This window comes from Ruegeria sp. BHSC026 (genome assembly GCF_059613065.1).
This window is the reverse complement of record NZ_JBXWRV010000010.1, coordinates 104359-120713: the sequence shown is the minus strand read 5'-3', so window position 1 is coordinate 120713 and position 16355 is coordinate 104359. Positions and strand designations below refer to the sequence as shown.

General features: G+C 60.3%; 12 protein-coding genes and 1 pseudogene. 10 read left to right on the top strand and 3 right to left on the bottom strand.

Going from position 1 to position 16355, the window contains the following annotated elements:
* Nucleotides 1–99 (top strand): annotated as a pseudogene (locus AC2FME_RS13465) (IS5/IS1182 family transposase); the annotation flags it as partial.
* Nucleotides 100–387: 288 nt separating this feature from the next.
* Here the strand turns inward: AC2FME_RS13465 and AC2FME_RS13460 are convergent.
* Complete coding sequence (locus tag AC2FME_RS13460; protein WP_496800678.1) at nt 388–597, bottom strand: LysR family transcriptional regulator; 210 nt, start codon at nt 595–597, stop codon at nt 388–390.
* A 97-nt stretch (nt 598–694) separates the two neighbouring features.
* Between AC2FME_RS13460 and AC2FME_RS13455 the strand changes: the two genes are divergently transcribed.
* The 5 genes from AC2FME_RS13455 to AC2FME_RS13435 are packed head-to-tail and all read left to right on the top strand — an operon-like array spanning nt 695 to nt 6463.
* On the top strand, nt 695–2146 hold the full coding sequence (locus AC2FME_RS13455; protein WP_496678531.1) for an aldehyde dehydrogenase family protein: 1452 nt from the start codon (nt 695–697) through the stop codon (nt 2144–2146).
* Complete coding sequence (locus AC2FME_RS13450) at nt 2146–3126, top strand: membrane dipeptidase (protein WP_496687286.1); 981 nt, start codon at nt 2146–2148, stop codon at nt 3124–3126. Before AC2FME_RS13455 ends, AC2FME_RS13450 begins: the two co-directional genes overlap by 1 nt.
* A gap of 44 nt (nt 3127–3170) precedes the next feature.
* Nucleotides 3171–4808: a hypothetical protein gene (locus AC2FME_RS13445; RefSeq protein ID WP_496800677.1), complete on the top strand. Its 1638-nt coding sequence runs from the start codon at nt 3171–3173 to the stop codon at nt 4806–4808.
* On the top strand, nt 4805–5437 hold the full coding sequence (locus tag AC2FME_RS13440) for a DUF3726 domain-containing protein (RefSeq protein ID WP_496800674.1): 633 nt from the start codon (nt 4805–4807) through the stop codon (nt 5435–5437). The genes AC2FME_RS13445 and AC2FME_RS13440 overlap by 4 nt, the downstream gene beginning before the upstream one ends.
* 15 nt (nt 5438–5452) lie before the next feature.
* Nucleotides 5453–6463, top strand: a complete 1011-nt coding sequence (locus tag AC2FME_RS13435) for an Ldh family oxidoreductase (protein WP_496687282.1) — start codon at nt 5453–5455, stop codon at nt 6461–6463.
* A gap of 44 nt (nt 6464–6507) precedes the next feature.
* Here AC2FME_RS13435 and AC2FME_RS13430 read toward each other — a convergent pair whose 3' ends face one another.
* A complete protein-coding gene (locus AC2FME_RS13430; protein WP_496800673.1) occupies nt 6508–6729 on the bottom strand; it encodes an ATP-binding cassette domain-containing protein in 222 nt (73 codons plus the stop codon).
* Between the two features lie 1124 nt (nt 6730–7853).
* Between AC2FME_RS13430 and AC2FME_RS13425 the strand changes: the two genes are divergently transcribed.
* The 4 genes from AC2FME_RS13425 (at nt 7854) to AC2FME_RS13410 (ending at nt 14698) form a co-directional block, all read left to right on the top strand.
* Nucleotides 7854–10286, top strand: a complete 2433-nt coding sequence (locus AC2FME_RS13425; protein ID WP_496800672.1) for an efflux RND transporter periplasmic adaptor subunit — start codon at nt 7854–7856, stop codon at nt 10284–10286.
* Nucleotides 10283–13462 (top strand): efflux RND transporter permease subunit, encoded by a 3180-nt coding sequence (locus AC2FME_RS13420; protein WP_496800671.1) that lies wholly within the window; start codon nt 10283–10285, stop codon nt 13460–13462. The genes AC2FME_RS13425 and AC2FME_RS13420 overlap by 4 nt, the downstream gene beginning before the upstream one ends.
* Nucleotides 13463–13495: 33 nt before the next feature.
* A complete protein-coding gene (locus tag AC2FME_RS13415) occupies nt 13496–13840 on the top strand; it encodes a copper-binding protein (RefSeq protein ID WP_496678544.1) in 345 nt (114 codons plus the stop codon).
* Nucleotides 13841–14158: 318 nt separating this feature from the next.
* Nucleotides 14159–14698: a cysteine hydrolase family protein gene (locus tag AC2FME_RS13410; protein ID WP_496800670.1), complete on the top strand. Its 540-nt coding sequence runs from the start codon at nt 14159–14161 to the stop codon at nt 14696–14698.
* 212 nt (nt 14699–14910) lie between these two features.
* On the opposite strand, the gene AC2FME_RS13405 is transcribed toward AC2FME_RS13410, so the two are convergent.
* Complete coding sequence (locus AC2FME_RS13405) at nt 14911–16053, bottom strand: NADH:flavin oxidoreductase/NADH oxidase (RefSeq protein WP_496800669.1); 1143 nt, start codon at nt 16051–16053, stop codon at nt 14911–14913.
* Between the last annotated feature and the right edge of the window lie 302 nt (nt 16054–16355).

The window sequence follows — 16355 nt, the reverse complement described above, 5'->3', positions numbered from 1 at the left end:
CTCAAGGATTGGCGGCGGGTGGCAACCCGCTACGACAGATGCCCGAAAGTCTTCCTGTCCGCCATCGCCCTTGCCGCTCTCGTCATATACTGGTTATGAGTCCTGACCCTAAACCAGCTTCGAGATGTCTTCGACGTGCATACGAACGACGATATCGCCTGGCGCGATATCTGCCCGCTCGACCAACGCCAGACAGTCCTGTGTCTTTTGCACCTCATGTAGTTTGGCAGATGTGGCGCCAACCTCTGATGCAGATAGATCCCGGATAAGACGCGTCTCAACATCGTGTCTCTCCAATCTCGCTCTGATGAGATCGGCGATCAGCCTTTCAACCTCTTCCGCGGGGAGGTGCCTGTGCGGCAGATTCAATGGCGTCAATGGTATCGTCTAATTGACGCAACTGCTGCTGAGCGAGCGAAAGACTTCGTGCCCAAGCGGAGACAGACGGTTTTTCCTCTCGCTTTCAAAAAGCGGCTGGCCAAGGTGTTCTTCCAAGTGCTTCAGGGTCTTCGAAAAGGCCGATTGCGTTCGCCCCAGTCGAATGGCCGCGTCGGCAAGGTTACCGGCCTGAGCCACCGCTCCAATGCAACGGAGCATTTCGATCTTGATCACAGCTTCAAACTTCCTGAAGATTAAGTTTGACTGATATGGCGTGCAAGGTCCATGTTTGCCCATCAATCATCTGGGCCGGGGCATGTCATACGCAAAGAAAAATTTCATTGCAGGGGAGTGGGTTGCGGGTGAGAGCGAAGTCGAAAACCGCAACCCATCCGATCTAAGCGATCTGGTCGGCTTATTCGCGCAAGCGAGTCCCGATCAGATAGACGCTGCTCTCGATCAGGCCCGGAACGCACAAAGGGAGTGGGCCGCTGTCGGGATTGAGCGCAGACAAGCTGTTCTGATGGACATTGGCAACGAACTCATGGCCCGGTCTGATGAACTCGGCACGCTTTTAAGTCGTGAAGAAGGCAAGCCACTGGCGGAGGGCAAAGGCGAGGTGTACCGCGCCGGTCAGTTCTTCACTTACTATGCCGCCGAGTGCCTGCGCCAGATCGGCGAGAACGCAGATAGCGTTCGAGCGGGAGTTGAAATCGACGTGCGTCGAGAACCGGTCGGCGTTGTCGCCGTTATCTCACCCTGGAACTTCCCGACCGCGACCGCTTCCTGGAAGATCGCGCCGGCGCTTTGCTATGGAAACGCGGTTATCTGGAAACCCGCCAATGCCACGCCGGCTTCAGCGGTCGCTCTAAGCGAAATCATCGCAAAACAGGACATACCTAAAGGTCTTTTTTCACTGTTGATGGGATCGGGACGCGCAGTAGGGCAACGACTCGTCGAAAGCCCGATAGTGAATGCGATTTCGTTTACCGGGTCCGTGCCGGTCGGCAGGGGGATTGCCGCAGCGGCTATTCAAAACCTCACCAAGGTCCAGATGGAGATGGGCTCGAAAAACGCGCTCGCCGTCATGGACGACGGAGACCTTGATCTCGCTGTATCGGTCGCGTTGGGCGGCGCGTTCGGCGGGACGGGTCAGAAGTGCACGGCATCCTCCCGGCTGATTGTGCATTCTTCTGTTCACGACGCTTTCGTCGAAAAGCTCGTGGCCGGTGCAAAGGCCATGAAGGTTGGCCACGCACTCGAGGACGGCACCCAGATGGGCCCAGTCGTTAGCGCCCAGCAACTAGGGGAGAACCTTGCTTATGTCGAGCTCGGGAAATCCGAGGGGGCTGAACTCGCCTGCGGAGGAGAACGGCTCGATTTGCCCCACGACGGTTACTATATGTCACCTGGTGTTTTTCTAAATACAAACAATACTATGCGTATCAATCGGGAAGAGATGTTTGCGCCGCTGACCGCGGTGATCCGGGTCGACAGCTATGAAGAGGCATTGGCGACAGTTAACGACACGAATTTTGGGCTGACATCCGGGATTGTCACCCGCGATCTCGCCCGTGCTACCCATTTCCGGCGAAATGCCCGGACCGGCGTCGTTACGGTCAATCTTCCGACGGCGGGAACTGACTATCATGTGCCATTCGGGGGACGCGGCGACAGTTCCTATGGTCCAAGGGAACAGGGACGGGCTGCGGCAGAGTTCTACACGACGGTCAAAACCGCCTACATCAGCGCAGGTAGTCCGAGCTGATGCGGATCGACGGTCTTCAATACGCCAACTGGTCCGAGAAGATCTTCCGGCAGATGCGGGAAGGCGGCGTCGATGCGGTGCACGTCACCATCGCCTATCACGAGACTTTCCGCGAAACCGTTCTGAACTTCGAGACCTGGAACCGGTGGTTCGAAACCCATCCCGACCTGATCATGAAGGGGCGGTGGGCCGGCGACATAGACACCGCGCGCGAGACCGGGCGGACGGCGATCTTCTTCGGGTTTCAAAACCCCAGCCCGATCGAGGACGACATCGGGCTGGTCGAGATCGTTCACACGCTGGGCGCGCGCTTCATGCAGCTGACCTACAACAACCAGTCCTTGCTGGCGACCGGATGCTACGAGGCCGAGGATACCGGCATCACCCGCATGGGACGGCAGGTGATCCGCGAGATGAACCGCGTCGGCCTGGTCGTAGACATGAGCCATTCGGCCGACCGATCCACGATCGAGGCCGCCGAGATATCGGACCGCCCGATCGCCATCACCCACGCCAACCCCCATGCGTGGTCGCCCGCACTCAGAAACAAAAAAGACGATGTCATCAGTGCGGTGACGCAGAACGGGGGCATGCTGGGCTTTTCGCTCTATCCCCATCACCTGCGCGACAAATCCGGCTGCACGCTGCGAAGTTTCTGCGAGATGATCGCGCGCACGGCTGACAGGTTCGGCACCGATCACCTCGGGATCGGTTCCGACCTTTGCCAGGATCAGCCCGACAGCGTGGTCGAGTGGATGCGGACGGGGCGTTGGACGAAGCAGATCGACTACGGCGAAGGGTCCGCGTCCAATCCGGGTTTCCCGGAGATGCCCGACTGGTTTCGGGACAACCGCGATTTCGGGACTATCGAGGCCGGGCTGCGCGAGGTCGGCATGAGCGACGCCGAGGTCGCAGGGATCATGGGGTGGAACTGGTACCGCTTCTTCGCCGAGAGTTTCGGCCCCGGCCCGGCGTCGTGACCCGTACGGCGCCCCATATCGCGCGGCGGGACCCGGCCCGGGTCATGACGCTCAGGCGGCTGGGGTCTCTTCATCAATGCCGTCTGAGCTTCATGCGCATCCTCACCCGCCGGCTAGCCGGCGAGGGCTGGACGTTCACCCGCCCCGTTTTCGATATCGACCCAAAAGGCGTCGGGCGGGCGGTGTATACCGCGACGGGCCCGACGCGCAGCTATTCGCTGGTGTCCTTCGCCCATGACCTTCCGGACGAGTTGCGGTCCGACCGGGTCATCGCCGAGGCCTGGGACGCCACCTTCGCCTTGTTCGACGGCGTTCCCACACCGCAGGATATCGACCGGCTCGCGCGGAATGTTCCCCTGCAAGAGGCCGGCCGCGTGTCCGAGAGGGAGCTGTCGCTGTCGCGCGCCAACCGCTCCGTCCGGCTCTGGCGGCATGTCGTCGACGCCCTCGCGGCCGGACGGCAGCCCGACGCGGGGATGATCGACGATGTCGGCTACCTGATGCGGACGACGGCCGTGTACGGATCCGGCAAATTCGGCGCGGCCGACCGCGAGGCGATCGCCGACCGCCCCGAGATGCAGGTGCCGTTCCAGGCCGAGATGTTGTCGGTCTATCTGACCAGAATCTTCGTGCGTGACCTCGTCCAGCACATGGCACGGGCAAAAGGCGGGGACCGGGCAGCCGATCTTGATCCAGCAATCGCCCGGCGGCTCGGAATCGGGAATTCAACTGGACTGGGAATGGCGCCTTTCATCGTCAATCACCCAATCCTGTTCAACAACTGGATCATGGCCCGCGAAGAGGCGATCTCTCGCGTACGGTCAATTGACACAGCTACATCCGAAGAAATTGCCGTCTTTCTGGACAGACTAGCGCGAACAGAGATCTCTGTAGCGCAGTGGAGGTCTGAGCATCCGTTTCAGATTGCGAAACTCTCTGATCTGCGGAGCGACCTCGGCCGCCTGCGCGATTTCGTGGACGGCAGCAACCTCGACGGTCCCGAGCCGTGGAACCGTCTAGTCCTTTGGTCCGAAAGCGCGTTGAGCGAGGAGGGGCAGGAGCTTGTCGCCTCTCTCATTCTAGAACCGTACGGCCAGTTGGTTGATGGCCTGGCGCATTGCATGGCGGACAGCAACGCGGCCGCGTTCCGCATCGATGGCGCAATGCCGATTGGCGAGGTCCGGCGGCTTTTGGAGACTTCATTCGGCTGGGCGCTGAAACTGGATTGGCAGAACTCGCAGAATTGCGCCCGAGCCTGGTATGTGTCCGAGGAAAAACTGGAACCGCGCCTGGGCGAGCGCTTTGAAGAACCAGTATCGGATTACGAACAGCCCCTGGCCCCGGCCCGAGATGCCGCCAAGGCCTTCGCCGCGCTGCAAGACTGGGGTGATGATGCGCCGATTGCCGAGTTCCTGCTGAACCACCCCGAGCATCGCCACACCGTCCGCCGCGCCCAGATCAGCCGCATCGCGCCCTATGGCGAGATCCACGACAACACGATCGCAGCAGATGTCATGCCGATCGACATGCTGCGGGCGAAGCTTTCGTTTTTCGGAGCAACGCATTTCGACCCGCGTTCGGACCGCTGGGTACGCATTTGCATGTACGCGGGCGCGCCGTATCCCGAGGAGCTGACGCCGACCAATGCTGATGACTGGGTCTTTCCGGAGTTCTCGGTATGAACCTGTCATTGAATGAGATCGAGGCTACCGCAAAGAGGGCGGCACGCGGCGCGGGCTATCCTTGGGGGCTGGCGGAGGAAGCCGGGAAGGCAACTCGCTGGCTTTGCTCGCGCGATCTTGACGGTTGCAGAGCACTCACTGAACTACTTGAGCGGATCGACGGGCAAAACATCGCTGGGTGGTTGCCTCAAACCGGCAGCGAGCCCTGGACCGCGAGGGGCGGCATTTTGTGCCCTCTGGCGACAGGTGCGGCAATTTCAGATCGCGCCCACGAACTTGGCGGCAAAGACATCCGGCTTGGGGCTGTGGCTGTACCGGTGTTTTTGGCACCCTTTGCCGCTCTTCTGGCCCGTGAGTTCGAAAAGCCCGTAGAGGTTGTCCTTGACGATTTGGTCTTGTGTACAGACGGCGAGCTTTTGTCGTCGAGCGGTGCGCCTCCGAGTTCGTCTGTTGGGGCCAGTATCTGTATCGGAGGAACGATTGATCAGCCATACAGCTACCGTCTGCGCGCAGATCCCGACGCGAATGATTGGGCGGCACTGTTGGCCTTTGCCCATCGTACTTATGCGCCGGCCACCGAGGAGTCGCGCCTCAAGGGCGCGGGTGCCGGACTGTCCGACAATGATTAAGCCGAGGTTTCACTAATGCCGACAACTACACTCAGCCTCGCTGATATCGAGAACCTCAGCTTTCGCGCGCTTGTTGCGGCTGGTACATCGGAGGCTAATGCACGGCCACTTGCCGTTGCCACAAGCGCGACCGAGGCCGACGGGATCGCGAGTCACGGCCTGGCCTACATCCCGATTTACTGCGAGCACGTAGGTTGCGGTAAAGTCGACGGTCAGGCGCAGCCAAAGCTCGAGGTATCCAGTCCATCAGTGGTCCGCGTCGATGCAATGACTGGGTTCGCCCATTCTGCGATCGATCTTGGCTTCGAGCGCCTGGTGCCACTGGCGCGCGAACAAGGTATCGCGGCGCTGGCCATTCGAAACAGTTACAATTGTGGCGTTCTGGGCTATCACACGGCGCAATTGGCGCGATCCGGGCTAGTCGGACTCGGATTCACCAATGCGCCAGCATCGATAGCTCCATCCGGCGGGTCCAAACCCGTGGTCGGCACGAATCCCCTTTCGATCGCCGTTCCGGGCCTCGACCGCGAACCGGCAATCCTGATCGATCAGAGTGCCAGCACAATCGCCAAGAGCGAAGTTATGAAGCACGCCCGCGAAGGTAAGCCGATCCCGGTAGGTTGGGCGCTGGACCCCGATGGCAACCCGACCACTGATCCAGAGGTCGGGCTGAAGGGATCGATGGCCCCATCAGGAGGTTACAAAGGGGTCGGCGCGGCTCTACTCGTCGAGACGATGGCGGTTTTGATGACAGGCGCTACGCTCGGGATAGACGCCTCGCCGTTTTCCGGAACCGTCGGCGGTCCGCCAAAGACTGGTCAATTCTTCATTGCTATTGATCCCGAGAAAACGGCCGGCGACAGATATGCAGCGCTTCTTTCTCGCTTAACCGACGCATTTGAGGCGCAGGACGGTGCACGACTGCCTGGTGAAGGACGCCGGAAGCATCGAGTGAAGGCGCGTTTGCAAGGGGTCGAAGTGGATAACGCGACCATCGAAAGGATCAGGAATATTATCGGCGACTAGACGGAAAATTGGTCGCTTATGCACTAATGGTCAAACTGGACCACTCAGGTGGGGCTGATCAACGCGACAATGTTCAGCAAGGTCGATTTTCCGCTGCCTGAAGCGCCAAGTAGCACAACGATTTCTCGTTCCGGAATGTCTAGAGTTACTCCACGCAATGCGTGCACGGCCGCAGGCCCTTCGCCGTAGACTCTCTTTAGGTTTCTTATTGTAAATGCACTCTTTTCCACGTCTGTAATGTAGCAAATTGCAGGTTTAAGGTACATTTGAAAGCGTTTCCGCTTGACACGGAAGAGAGTACCGCTTCGAATTTCCAAAAAATGGAGACTCTGCTATGTAATGGATACCATCTTTGGTATTCCACGACACCGTAGCGGTTCGTGGCTGCATAGTTATGGCCAGCAGCGCCAATCTGCTGACTTTCGGAAAAAATGTAGCGAAGCGCAGGAAATTAAACCCCACCAGCCCTCGGCGGATAGTGTTTGGCGTTACTCAGGTTGCCACCTACACGCGCCGGTAGCCTTGAATTAAGTCAATGATAACTTCTTCCGTTGAAGGCTACGCCTAAGCCTTTGATTGCTGAATACAAGCGACCGGCAGTTTTGTCCGCAACTCGGACCTCAGGGCAAAAAACACGCAACAGTCGGTTCGAACGGCAGCTTTTCTTTCTGCAGCGCAGCTGGCGACTCAGCCGGAGTGGTTTCTGCGTCTGCCAGCGTGCGAGCAGAGGCACTTCCGGATACCGCTCTTAGGAGACATCTGACGGTTTCGGTCAGGTTCGGACCGAGGCCCACTTGGCCGAATGACTGCTTGACGGACTTATCAGTCATGAAACAGCGCCCCTTCAGACGCGTTCACGCAAAATCTAGTTGTCTCGATACGTAGCCGAAACTATTTCAGAGTCATGGCAACGGTCGCGTACAGATTTGCAGCGAAGCGTCTAACGGCGCTGATCATGTGCATGTCGCTCATGATCACAGGACTGGCTGCGGCCGTTTCGATGGACCACGCGGGGCATGACATTCATGGAAACGTCGCTTGGATATCGTCCGACACCGGATCGATAGACCACGCATCGCACCATATGACATCCGGGAACCCCAACGCAGAATGCTGTGAACCCGAGAGCAAGGCCGCGTCAAACTGCCATGTATCGGTTTGCTGCCTTTCTGAATTTCAACATTCTGACATTCTACTGGCCACTGATCACAGCCGAAGCGCCTGCGCTCAGCGGATGACAAATCTGGTCGGACCTTCGATCGACACCCCTCTCCCTGAACGCCCTCCCCGACTTTCCTGACAGGTTCTTGCGGACCCGAGCCTTTTAGCGGTTCGGGTTCATCTTGATTTCTTGGCCGATCCACAGCGGATCGGCTGGCAGGAGGTTGCAATGCGTGGACGCTACACGGCTCTCGCGATCCTTGCTTTGGCGGGCGGCACCGCAGGCGGTATCACACTTGAGAGGCTCTACCTTAATCCGGAGAATACCGGGGGATCGGACGGTCCGGAGATCCTCTATTGGGTCGCTCCGATGGACCCGAATTTCCGGCAACCCGGCCCGGGCAAGTCGCCCATGGGAATGGATCTGATCCCGGTTTATGCCGGGCAGGAACCTTCCGACGACCCTTCGGAGGTCTCGCTCAGCGCGGCCGAGATCAACGCCATCGGGGTACGGACCGCGCTAGCTCGGATGACGGATGTGGCGCCAAGGATCGAAACCGTCGGATTTGTCAGCTACGACGAGCATCTGACCAGCCATGTCCACACGCGCGTCGATGGATGGATCGAGGTTCTGAACGTCAGGGCGGTTGGCGACGTCGTACGAAAAGGCGACGTGCTGTTCGAGCTCTTTTCTCCGGAATTCGGCGTCGCGAGCTTCGATTTCCTGCGCTCGCTTGAGCGAGGCACCGGCCTGTCCCTTGAGGCTGCGCGTAACAAATTGCGCAGCCATGGGGCTACCGACAGACAGATTGCAGAGATCGAGGCATCCGGCGAAATTGCGCGCCGCATCACCGTAGAAGCTCCAAGAGATGGCATCGTAGTGGCCCTTGAGGCTGCGGATGGCATGTTCCTGCAACCCGGCACCCAGGCGGTCTCGATCACGGATCTGAGCCAGGTCTGGCTGATCGTGGATGTGTTCGAGCGTGACATCTCGCGCCTGTCCGAAGACATGACTGCTGTCGCCCGCTTCGAGCATCTTCCCGGCAGGATCTTCGAGGGCCGGATCGACTACATCTATCCCGAGCTCGACCCGCGCACGCGCACTCTTCCCGTCCGCCTGCGGTTCGACAATGCGGAAGGCTTGCTTCGGCCCGGCATGTTCGGCAACGTGAGCCTCCTTCCCAATACAAGCCGTCAGGCACTTACAGTTCCGTCCGAGGCTGTGATCCGCACCGGATCGGCGGAGCGGGTCATCCTGAAGACGGGCGAGGGAACATTCCGGCCGCGGCTCGTCACGACGGGCCTTCGCGACAGTTTCGGAGAAGGTGGCCGCACGGAAATCCTGCAAGGCTTGTCTCCGGGTGAGGAGGTCGTCGCCTCGGCGCAATTTTTGATCGACAGCGAAAGCGCCCTGAGTGCGGGCTTCATGCGGATGGCGCCGACCGATGAAGAGCCGGCTCGTGGGACAGGCACGCTTGTCGCGCTGGACCGTGACCGGCGGGTCGCGACGCTTCGCCATGGTGCCCTGGAAAGCCTCGACTGGCCGGCAATGACGTCCGAGTTCCCGGTGCGCGCGGACGTGTCGCTGGACCGGCTGCGGGAGGGAGAGGAGGTGTCGTTCCGCGCCGCACGCGGCGCCGACGGTCTGCTTGGCCTGATCGAACTGGGTCCCGATGATGGTGTCGCTGCGACGGGAACAGGTATGGCGCTGGCCGTGACGCCCGAAGGCAAGCTAACGCTCGATCATGGCCCTATTCCAGACCTGGGCTGGCCTGCCATGCAGATGGATCTTGATCTGGCCGGCATCGATCCCGCGAGCGTGCCACTCGATACGCCAATCGAGTTCGATCTCGCCAAGGATGAGAACGGCTTGTTCTCCATTATCGCGGTGCGCGCCGAGGGCGAAGATGCACCGGCGGTGGAGGAAGTTGACGAGACGCCGACCGCGGCGGCTCCTCCAATCGTCGTTTCAGGAACGATTGACGCCATCAACCCGGCAACGGGACAGGCAACGATCACCCACGGACCGATCACTGAAATCGGCATGCCAGGCATGACGATGGCATTCGCAGTGGCCCCGGAACTGGACCTCTCTGGAACCGAAACAGATCAGGAGATGACCCTCACCTTCGCAAGGCCGGATGGAATGACCATGGTGCTGGCGGCCGCCGAGCCTGTCGTCCCGAGTGCGCCGCCAATCACCGTCACCGGTACCATCGACGCCGTCGATGCCGAGGCCGGGCGGGCGACCATAACCCACGGGCCGATCATGGAGATCGGGATGCCAGGGATGACAATGGAGTTTTCCGTCGATGCCGATCTCGACCCGACCTCTTTGCCGACCGGGATGGAAGTGTCGCTTACCTTTGCGCGCCCAGACGGCATGACGATGGTTTTGGCGGGGGCTGAGCCCGTGCAACCGCCGATGGAGGTCTCGGGCACCATCAACGCAGTCGACCCGGACGCTCGGATGGCCAACATCACCCATGGACCCATGGCCGAGATCGGCATGCCGGGCATGACCATGGATTTCGCCATCGCTGATGACATTGATCCGACTGCCTTGCCCACAGGTGAAGAACTCATCCTGCTTTTGCATCGCAACCCCGACTTCTCGATGACCCTCGTGGGCACCGCCGCCGCTCGGAGTGTCTCTCAATGATTCCGGCCATCATCCGCGCCTCGATTGCGAACCGCTTCATCATCGTGGCGCTCGCGCTCATGATGGCGGCGGCCGGAGTCTGGGCCATCCGCGAGACACCGGTGGACGCGATCCCCGACCTGTCCGACGTGCAGGTGATCGTGCGCACGCCTTATCCGGGTCAGGCGCCGCAGGTGGTCGAGAACCAGATCACTTATCCACTGGCCACGGCGATGCTGGCTGTGCCAGGCGCGCAGGACGTGCGCGGCTTTTCGTTCTTTGGGGACAGCTTCGTCTATGTTGTCTTCGAGGACGGCACTGATCTTTACTGGGCGCGCTCGCGGGTGCTGGAATATCTCGGCCAAATTACCGGAAGTCTTCCCGAGGGCGTCTCCCCGCAGCTGGGCCCGGATGCGACGGGCGTAGGGTGGATATACCAATATGCCCTGATCGACCGCACCGGGAACCATGACCTGTCGCAGCTCCGCACGCTTCAGGACTGGTTCCTGAAATACGAGCTACAGGCAGTCGAAGGCGTCTCTGAAGTCGCCACCATCGGCGGGATGGTCAAGCAGTACCAGGTTGTCGTCGATCCAAACAAGCTCAGAGCCTATGACATCACGCTCGCGCAGCTGCGCGGAGCGATCCAGGCCGCAAACAGGGAGACCGGGGGCAGCGTGATCGAGATGGGCGAAGCGGAGTTCATGATCCGCTCGTCGGGCTACATTGACGAGCTTTCGGACCTCGCCAGCGCGCCCTTGATGGTCAATAAGCGAGGTGCCGCGCTGACGCTGGGCGACGTGGCCGAGATCCGGCTCGGGCCGGAGATGCGACGCGGCGTCGGCGAGTTCAATGGCGAAGGCGACGCTGTGGGCGGCGTTGTGATCCTGCGCTGGGGCGGCAACGCACTGGCCACGATCAAGGCGGTGGAGGCTCGGATAGAAGAACTGCGCCCAAACCTGCCCGAGGGCGTCGAGATCGTCACGACTTACGACCGCTCCGGGGTGATCGAACGGGCCATCGAGAACCTGCAGAAGAAGCTGACCGAGGAATTCATCGTGGTGGTGCTGGTCTGCGCCGCGTTCCTTCTGCACCTGCGCTCGTCGCTGGTGATCCTACTGTCGCTTCCTCTGGGCATTTTCGCGGCCTTCATCCTGATGAAGGCCCAGGGCGTGAACGCCAACATCATGTCGCTGGGTGGCATCGCCATCGCCATCGGCGCAATGGTCGACGCCGCCATCGTGATGATCGAGGCGATGCACCGTCGGCTCGAAAAGGAGAAGCTGACGGCTGAGAACCGTTGGCGGATCGTGCAGGAATGCGCATCCGAAGTTGGACCTGCGCTTTTCTATTCGCTTGCCATCATTACGGTGAGCTTCCTTCCGGTCTTCGTTCTGGAAAATCAGGAAGGACGGCTGTTCAAGCCGCTGGCCTATACCAAGACCTATGCAATGGCGGCAGCGGCGATTTTGTCGATCACGCTGGTGCCGGTGCTGATGGGATACTTCATTCGCGGTCGGATCCTGCCCGAACGCAAGAACCCCCTCAATCGCATCGTTGTCTGGACATATCGCCCATTCCTGGACGCGGCCATCGCCTGGCCCTGGGCCACGACGCTTCTGGCCGCCGCGGTCGTCGCCTCGATGTGGTATCCGCTCCAGCGCCTCGGTTCGGAGTTCATGCCGGAACTGAACGAGGGTGACTTTCTCTACATGCCGTCGCTCTACCCCGGTGTCTCGATCGGCAAGGCGCGCGAGGTCCTGCAGCAAACTGATCGGCTGATCGCAACCATCCCCGAGGTGGAGACGGTGCACGGCAAACTCGGACGCGCGGACACGGCAACCGATCCGGCGCCGCTGACGATGATCGAAACCACGATCCAGCTGAAGCCCGAGGAGGAATGGCGCCCCGGAATGACGATGGAGAGGATCCGCGACGAACTTGACCGTGTGGTTCAGGTGCCGGGCGTCACGAATGTGTGGATCCAGCCGATCAAGAACCGGATCGACATGCTGGCGACGGGGATCAAGACGCCGGTCGGCGTGAAAATCTCAGGCGCCGATCTAGACGTCATCGAGCAAATCGGTGTCGCCGTTGAAGAAGCGGTAAAAGGGATAGATGGCACCGCCTCGGCCTATGCCGAACGACCCATCGGTGGGCGCTTCATCGAGATTGACGTGAGACGAGAGGCGGCCGCCCGTTACATGATGAGCGTCCGGGACGTGCAGGACGTTGTTCAGACGGCAATCGGTGGCATGCAGGTGTCGGAGTCCGTCGAAGGGCTAGAACGGTTCCCGATCAATCTGCGCTACCCACAGTCCTGGCGGGACAGCCCCGAGCGGCTCGAAACCTTGCCGGTGGTCACACCCTCGGGTGCCCATGTGCCGCTCGCGGCACTTGCCGACATCCGCATCGTGGACGGTCCGGGGATGATCCGGTCCGAGAACGCCCGGCGCACCGGCTTCGTCTTCATCGACATCGCAGGGCGCGATCTCGGCAGCTATGTCGCTGAGGCCCGTGCGCGAGTAGCCGAAGAGGTCACCTTGCCCCCGGGCTATTCGCTCACCTGGTCTGGCCAGTACGAATACATCGAACGGATGCAAGAGCGGCTCACTATCGTGGCCCCTGCGACGCTTCTGATCATCACGCTGATGCTCTTCATGGCCTTCAACCGGATCATCGAGGTGAGCATCATCCTCGCGGCCCTGCCGTTGGCGTTGGCCGGGGGCGTCTGGTTCCTGTGGTATCTCGCTTTCGACATCTCTGTGGCAGTGCTCGTCGGCTTCATTGCGCTCGCGGGGGTCGCGGTCGAGACCGCCATCGTGATGCTTCTCTACCTCAATCTTTCTTGGGAGAAGCGCCGCAAGCTCGCACAGGCGGAGAACCGAAAGCTGACTCGGGACGACATCGAGGAGGCCGTCTTCGAAGGTGCGGTTCTGCGGGTCCGGCCCAAGGTTATGACGGTGGCCACGATTTTCGCGGCGCTCATCCCGATCATGTACGGCACCGGCACCGGCTCCGAGATCATGCAGCGGATTGCGGCCCCGATGATCGGCGGCATGGTCACCGCGACCCTGCTGACCCTTTTCGTCATCCCTTCGATCTTCGTGATTTGGAAGATGCTGGCACTGCCCCGTGTCAACCGCGAGATCGGCCCCCTCGTTCTGCGGCCTGAACATTCAGCGCCTGCCGAATAATAGAAACTGCAACCTGAACTCCTGGAGTTTACAATGAAGAAACTGACTGCAACGCTCGGCCTCCTGGCCTTCACGACCCTGCCGGCCCTCGCTCAGATGAACCACGGCAATATGGACCATTCCAACATGCCAATGTCGTCCGAACAGATGGAAGGCGCCGTACACGCAAAGGCCGTCGTTAACTCGATCGGCGACGGCATGGCCAATGTCAGCCACGACCCAATCCCGGAGATCGGCTGGCCAGCGATGACGATGGATTTGCCGCTTCTCGATAACGCCCAAATGATGGGTGAGATTGCCGCGGGCGACGAGGTTACGCTTATGCTCGTGAAGGGATCGGACGGCATGTACGCAATTGGCGCGATGATGCCGAACTGAACCACGGAACAAAGCGACCGGCCACTCCGCGCCGGTCGCCCACAATTCTATGACGGGGCTGGGATATGAACCGAAACCTCTACCGCTTACTGGGCGCGATCGCGATTTGCCTATCAGCAACTTCTCTTATGGCGCATTCCGAAAAGTAAGGCACAACGCCTATGGACGGTACACGGCTGACCGAAACGCCCGAGATGATCCACATGGTGTTCGACAACCAGAACACGATCGCACGGCAGCGTCAGGCTTGACCGCAGGCAACTTCGTTGCATCATGCCTTGCTTATTGCACGCAACCTGCCGAGGAAGAGGCCCAAGCATGAAGACTGCTCTAATACTTGTGGATATCCAGAATGATTATTTCGAAGGTGGAAAATGGCCCGTTGCCAATATGGCAGAGGCTGCTGTCAATGCAGCACGGCTCCTGAAGGCAGCCCGGAAGAAAAAGGATATAATTGTCCATGTGCACCATGAAATGCCGCAAGGTGGGCCGTTCTTCGTCGCAGGTACGGATGGCGCAAGGATCAATGATACAGTCTCACCGCAAGGTGATGAAACGACAGTTCTGAAACACAGACCCAACAGCTTTCACGATACCGGGTTGGAAGCTCTGCTTCGCGATGCGGGGGTAACCAGCGTCACGATTTGCGGAGCGATGTCACAGATGTGTATCGACGCGACGGCACGCGCAGCACGCGACCTCGGGTTCGATGTGACCGTCATAGAAGATGCTTGCGGCGCGAAGGAAACCTCTTTTGGGAACGTTACAGTGCCGGCCGAATTTGTTCACGCCACTATTATGGGGGCGCTGAACGGCAGCTACGCGACTGTAACCAATACAGATTCCTACCTTGCCTGAGCCCCGAACGGGTGGCATGCGACATCCCACATAGCGAAGCGCTGACCTGGCACCATGCGTTATCACCCCGGGCAACACGGCTAGCGACTTCAGTATCTTGCTCCGTGCTTTTGCATAACCAAAACGGCTCATCGGCAAGGTAAGATATGCAGCCCCTCCGAAAGCTCCTTTTTGTGAACCAGAAGGCGCTCACCAACGAGAAGTTCACGACTTCAGGGCTTATAGAAATCCGATGTCCTTTGACGGCTGGCGAGCCACCAGCCCGATTGTACGGGCCATTCCGTAAAGTCGGTGTCGTGGCCCAGATCTCTGGCGGCATGAAGCGCCCATTGCGGATCGACCAGCGCCTCGCGCGCGATGGCGATAAGATCCGCAGCCCCGTCAGCAAGGATTTTTTCGGCCTGCAAAGGGTGCGTTATCAAGCCCACGGCCATCGTTGCCATGCCGACTTCGTTCCGGACGCGATCAGCATAGGGAACCTGGAAACCCGGTTGCCGCTTTTGCGAGCCGCTTGCCGTTGCGGCCCCGGCGATGCCGCTTGAGGAACAATCCATCACGTCGACGCCAATGTCCTTGAGCGCACGCGCCAGCACAACAGTGTCCTCGAGGCTCCACCCATCGGGCGACCCGTCGACCGCCGAGGTGCGAAAGAACAAGGGCAGGTCTTCCGGCCAGGCGCCGCGCACCGCTTCGGCGATTTCGAGGGCAAGCCGCATGCGCCCGGTCAAATCCCCGCCATAGGCGTCCTTGCGCCTGTTCGAGAGCGGCGACAGAAAGCTGTGCAGCAAGTACCCGTGGGCGCCGTGAATTTCGACTATCCTGTAGCCGGCCTCTCGCGCGCGGTGCGTCGCGGACACGTAATCGTCGATCAGGGCCTTGATCTCGGACACCGGCAGCTCATGCGGAACGGGCCAGCCATCGGCAACAGGTATCGCGCTTGGCCCGACCGGCGTCCAGGGCATGTCGCCGCGGGCGATATCGGCGTCGTTCAGAGGGCCATTGCCGAACCACGGCCGCTGCATCCCTGCCTTGCGCCCCGCATGCCCAAGCTGGAGCGCCGGAATGGCACCGTTCCGCAGCGCGAATTGTGCAATCCTTGCGTGACCCGGAATCTGGCTGTCGGCCCAAAGCCCGGGGCACCCGTGCGTGATGCGCCCGGCCTTTTGCACGGCGGTCGCCTCGGTAAAGACGATGCCGGCGCCGCCAATCGCGAAGCGGCCGAGTTGCACAAGATGCCAGTCATCCATGTGCCCTTCATGCGCCGAGTACTGGCACATCGGCGAGATGACGACACGGTTGCGGGTTTCGACGCCCCGAATCCTGAGGGGCTGGAACAGTCTTGGGGTCTCGGTCATCGGCATGCTTCCTTGCAAGATCATTCCATCTTGCATGCATGTTCACGCAGTTCAATCAGACGGCAGCGCGTTGAACGGTCGACCGGCGCTTTCCCCCGCCAGCGCTAGTCGCCGGAACAGGGAACATCGGGGCGCACGATCAGCGCCCTGGGTTACCGCCCACCGGCCCCGGAAACCGTCGTCCCGATGGACCAGAGGCCGACTACGCACTAACAGTCAAACTGGACCACTCAGGTGGGGCTGATCAACGCGACATAGGTCAGCTCAGCGGACTTAGCTGGCATTCACCTTGAAGCAAAAAG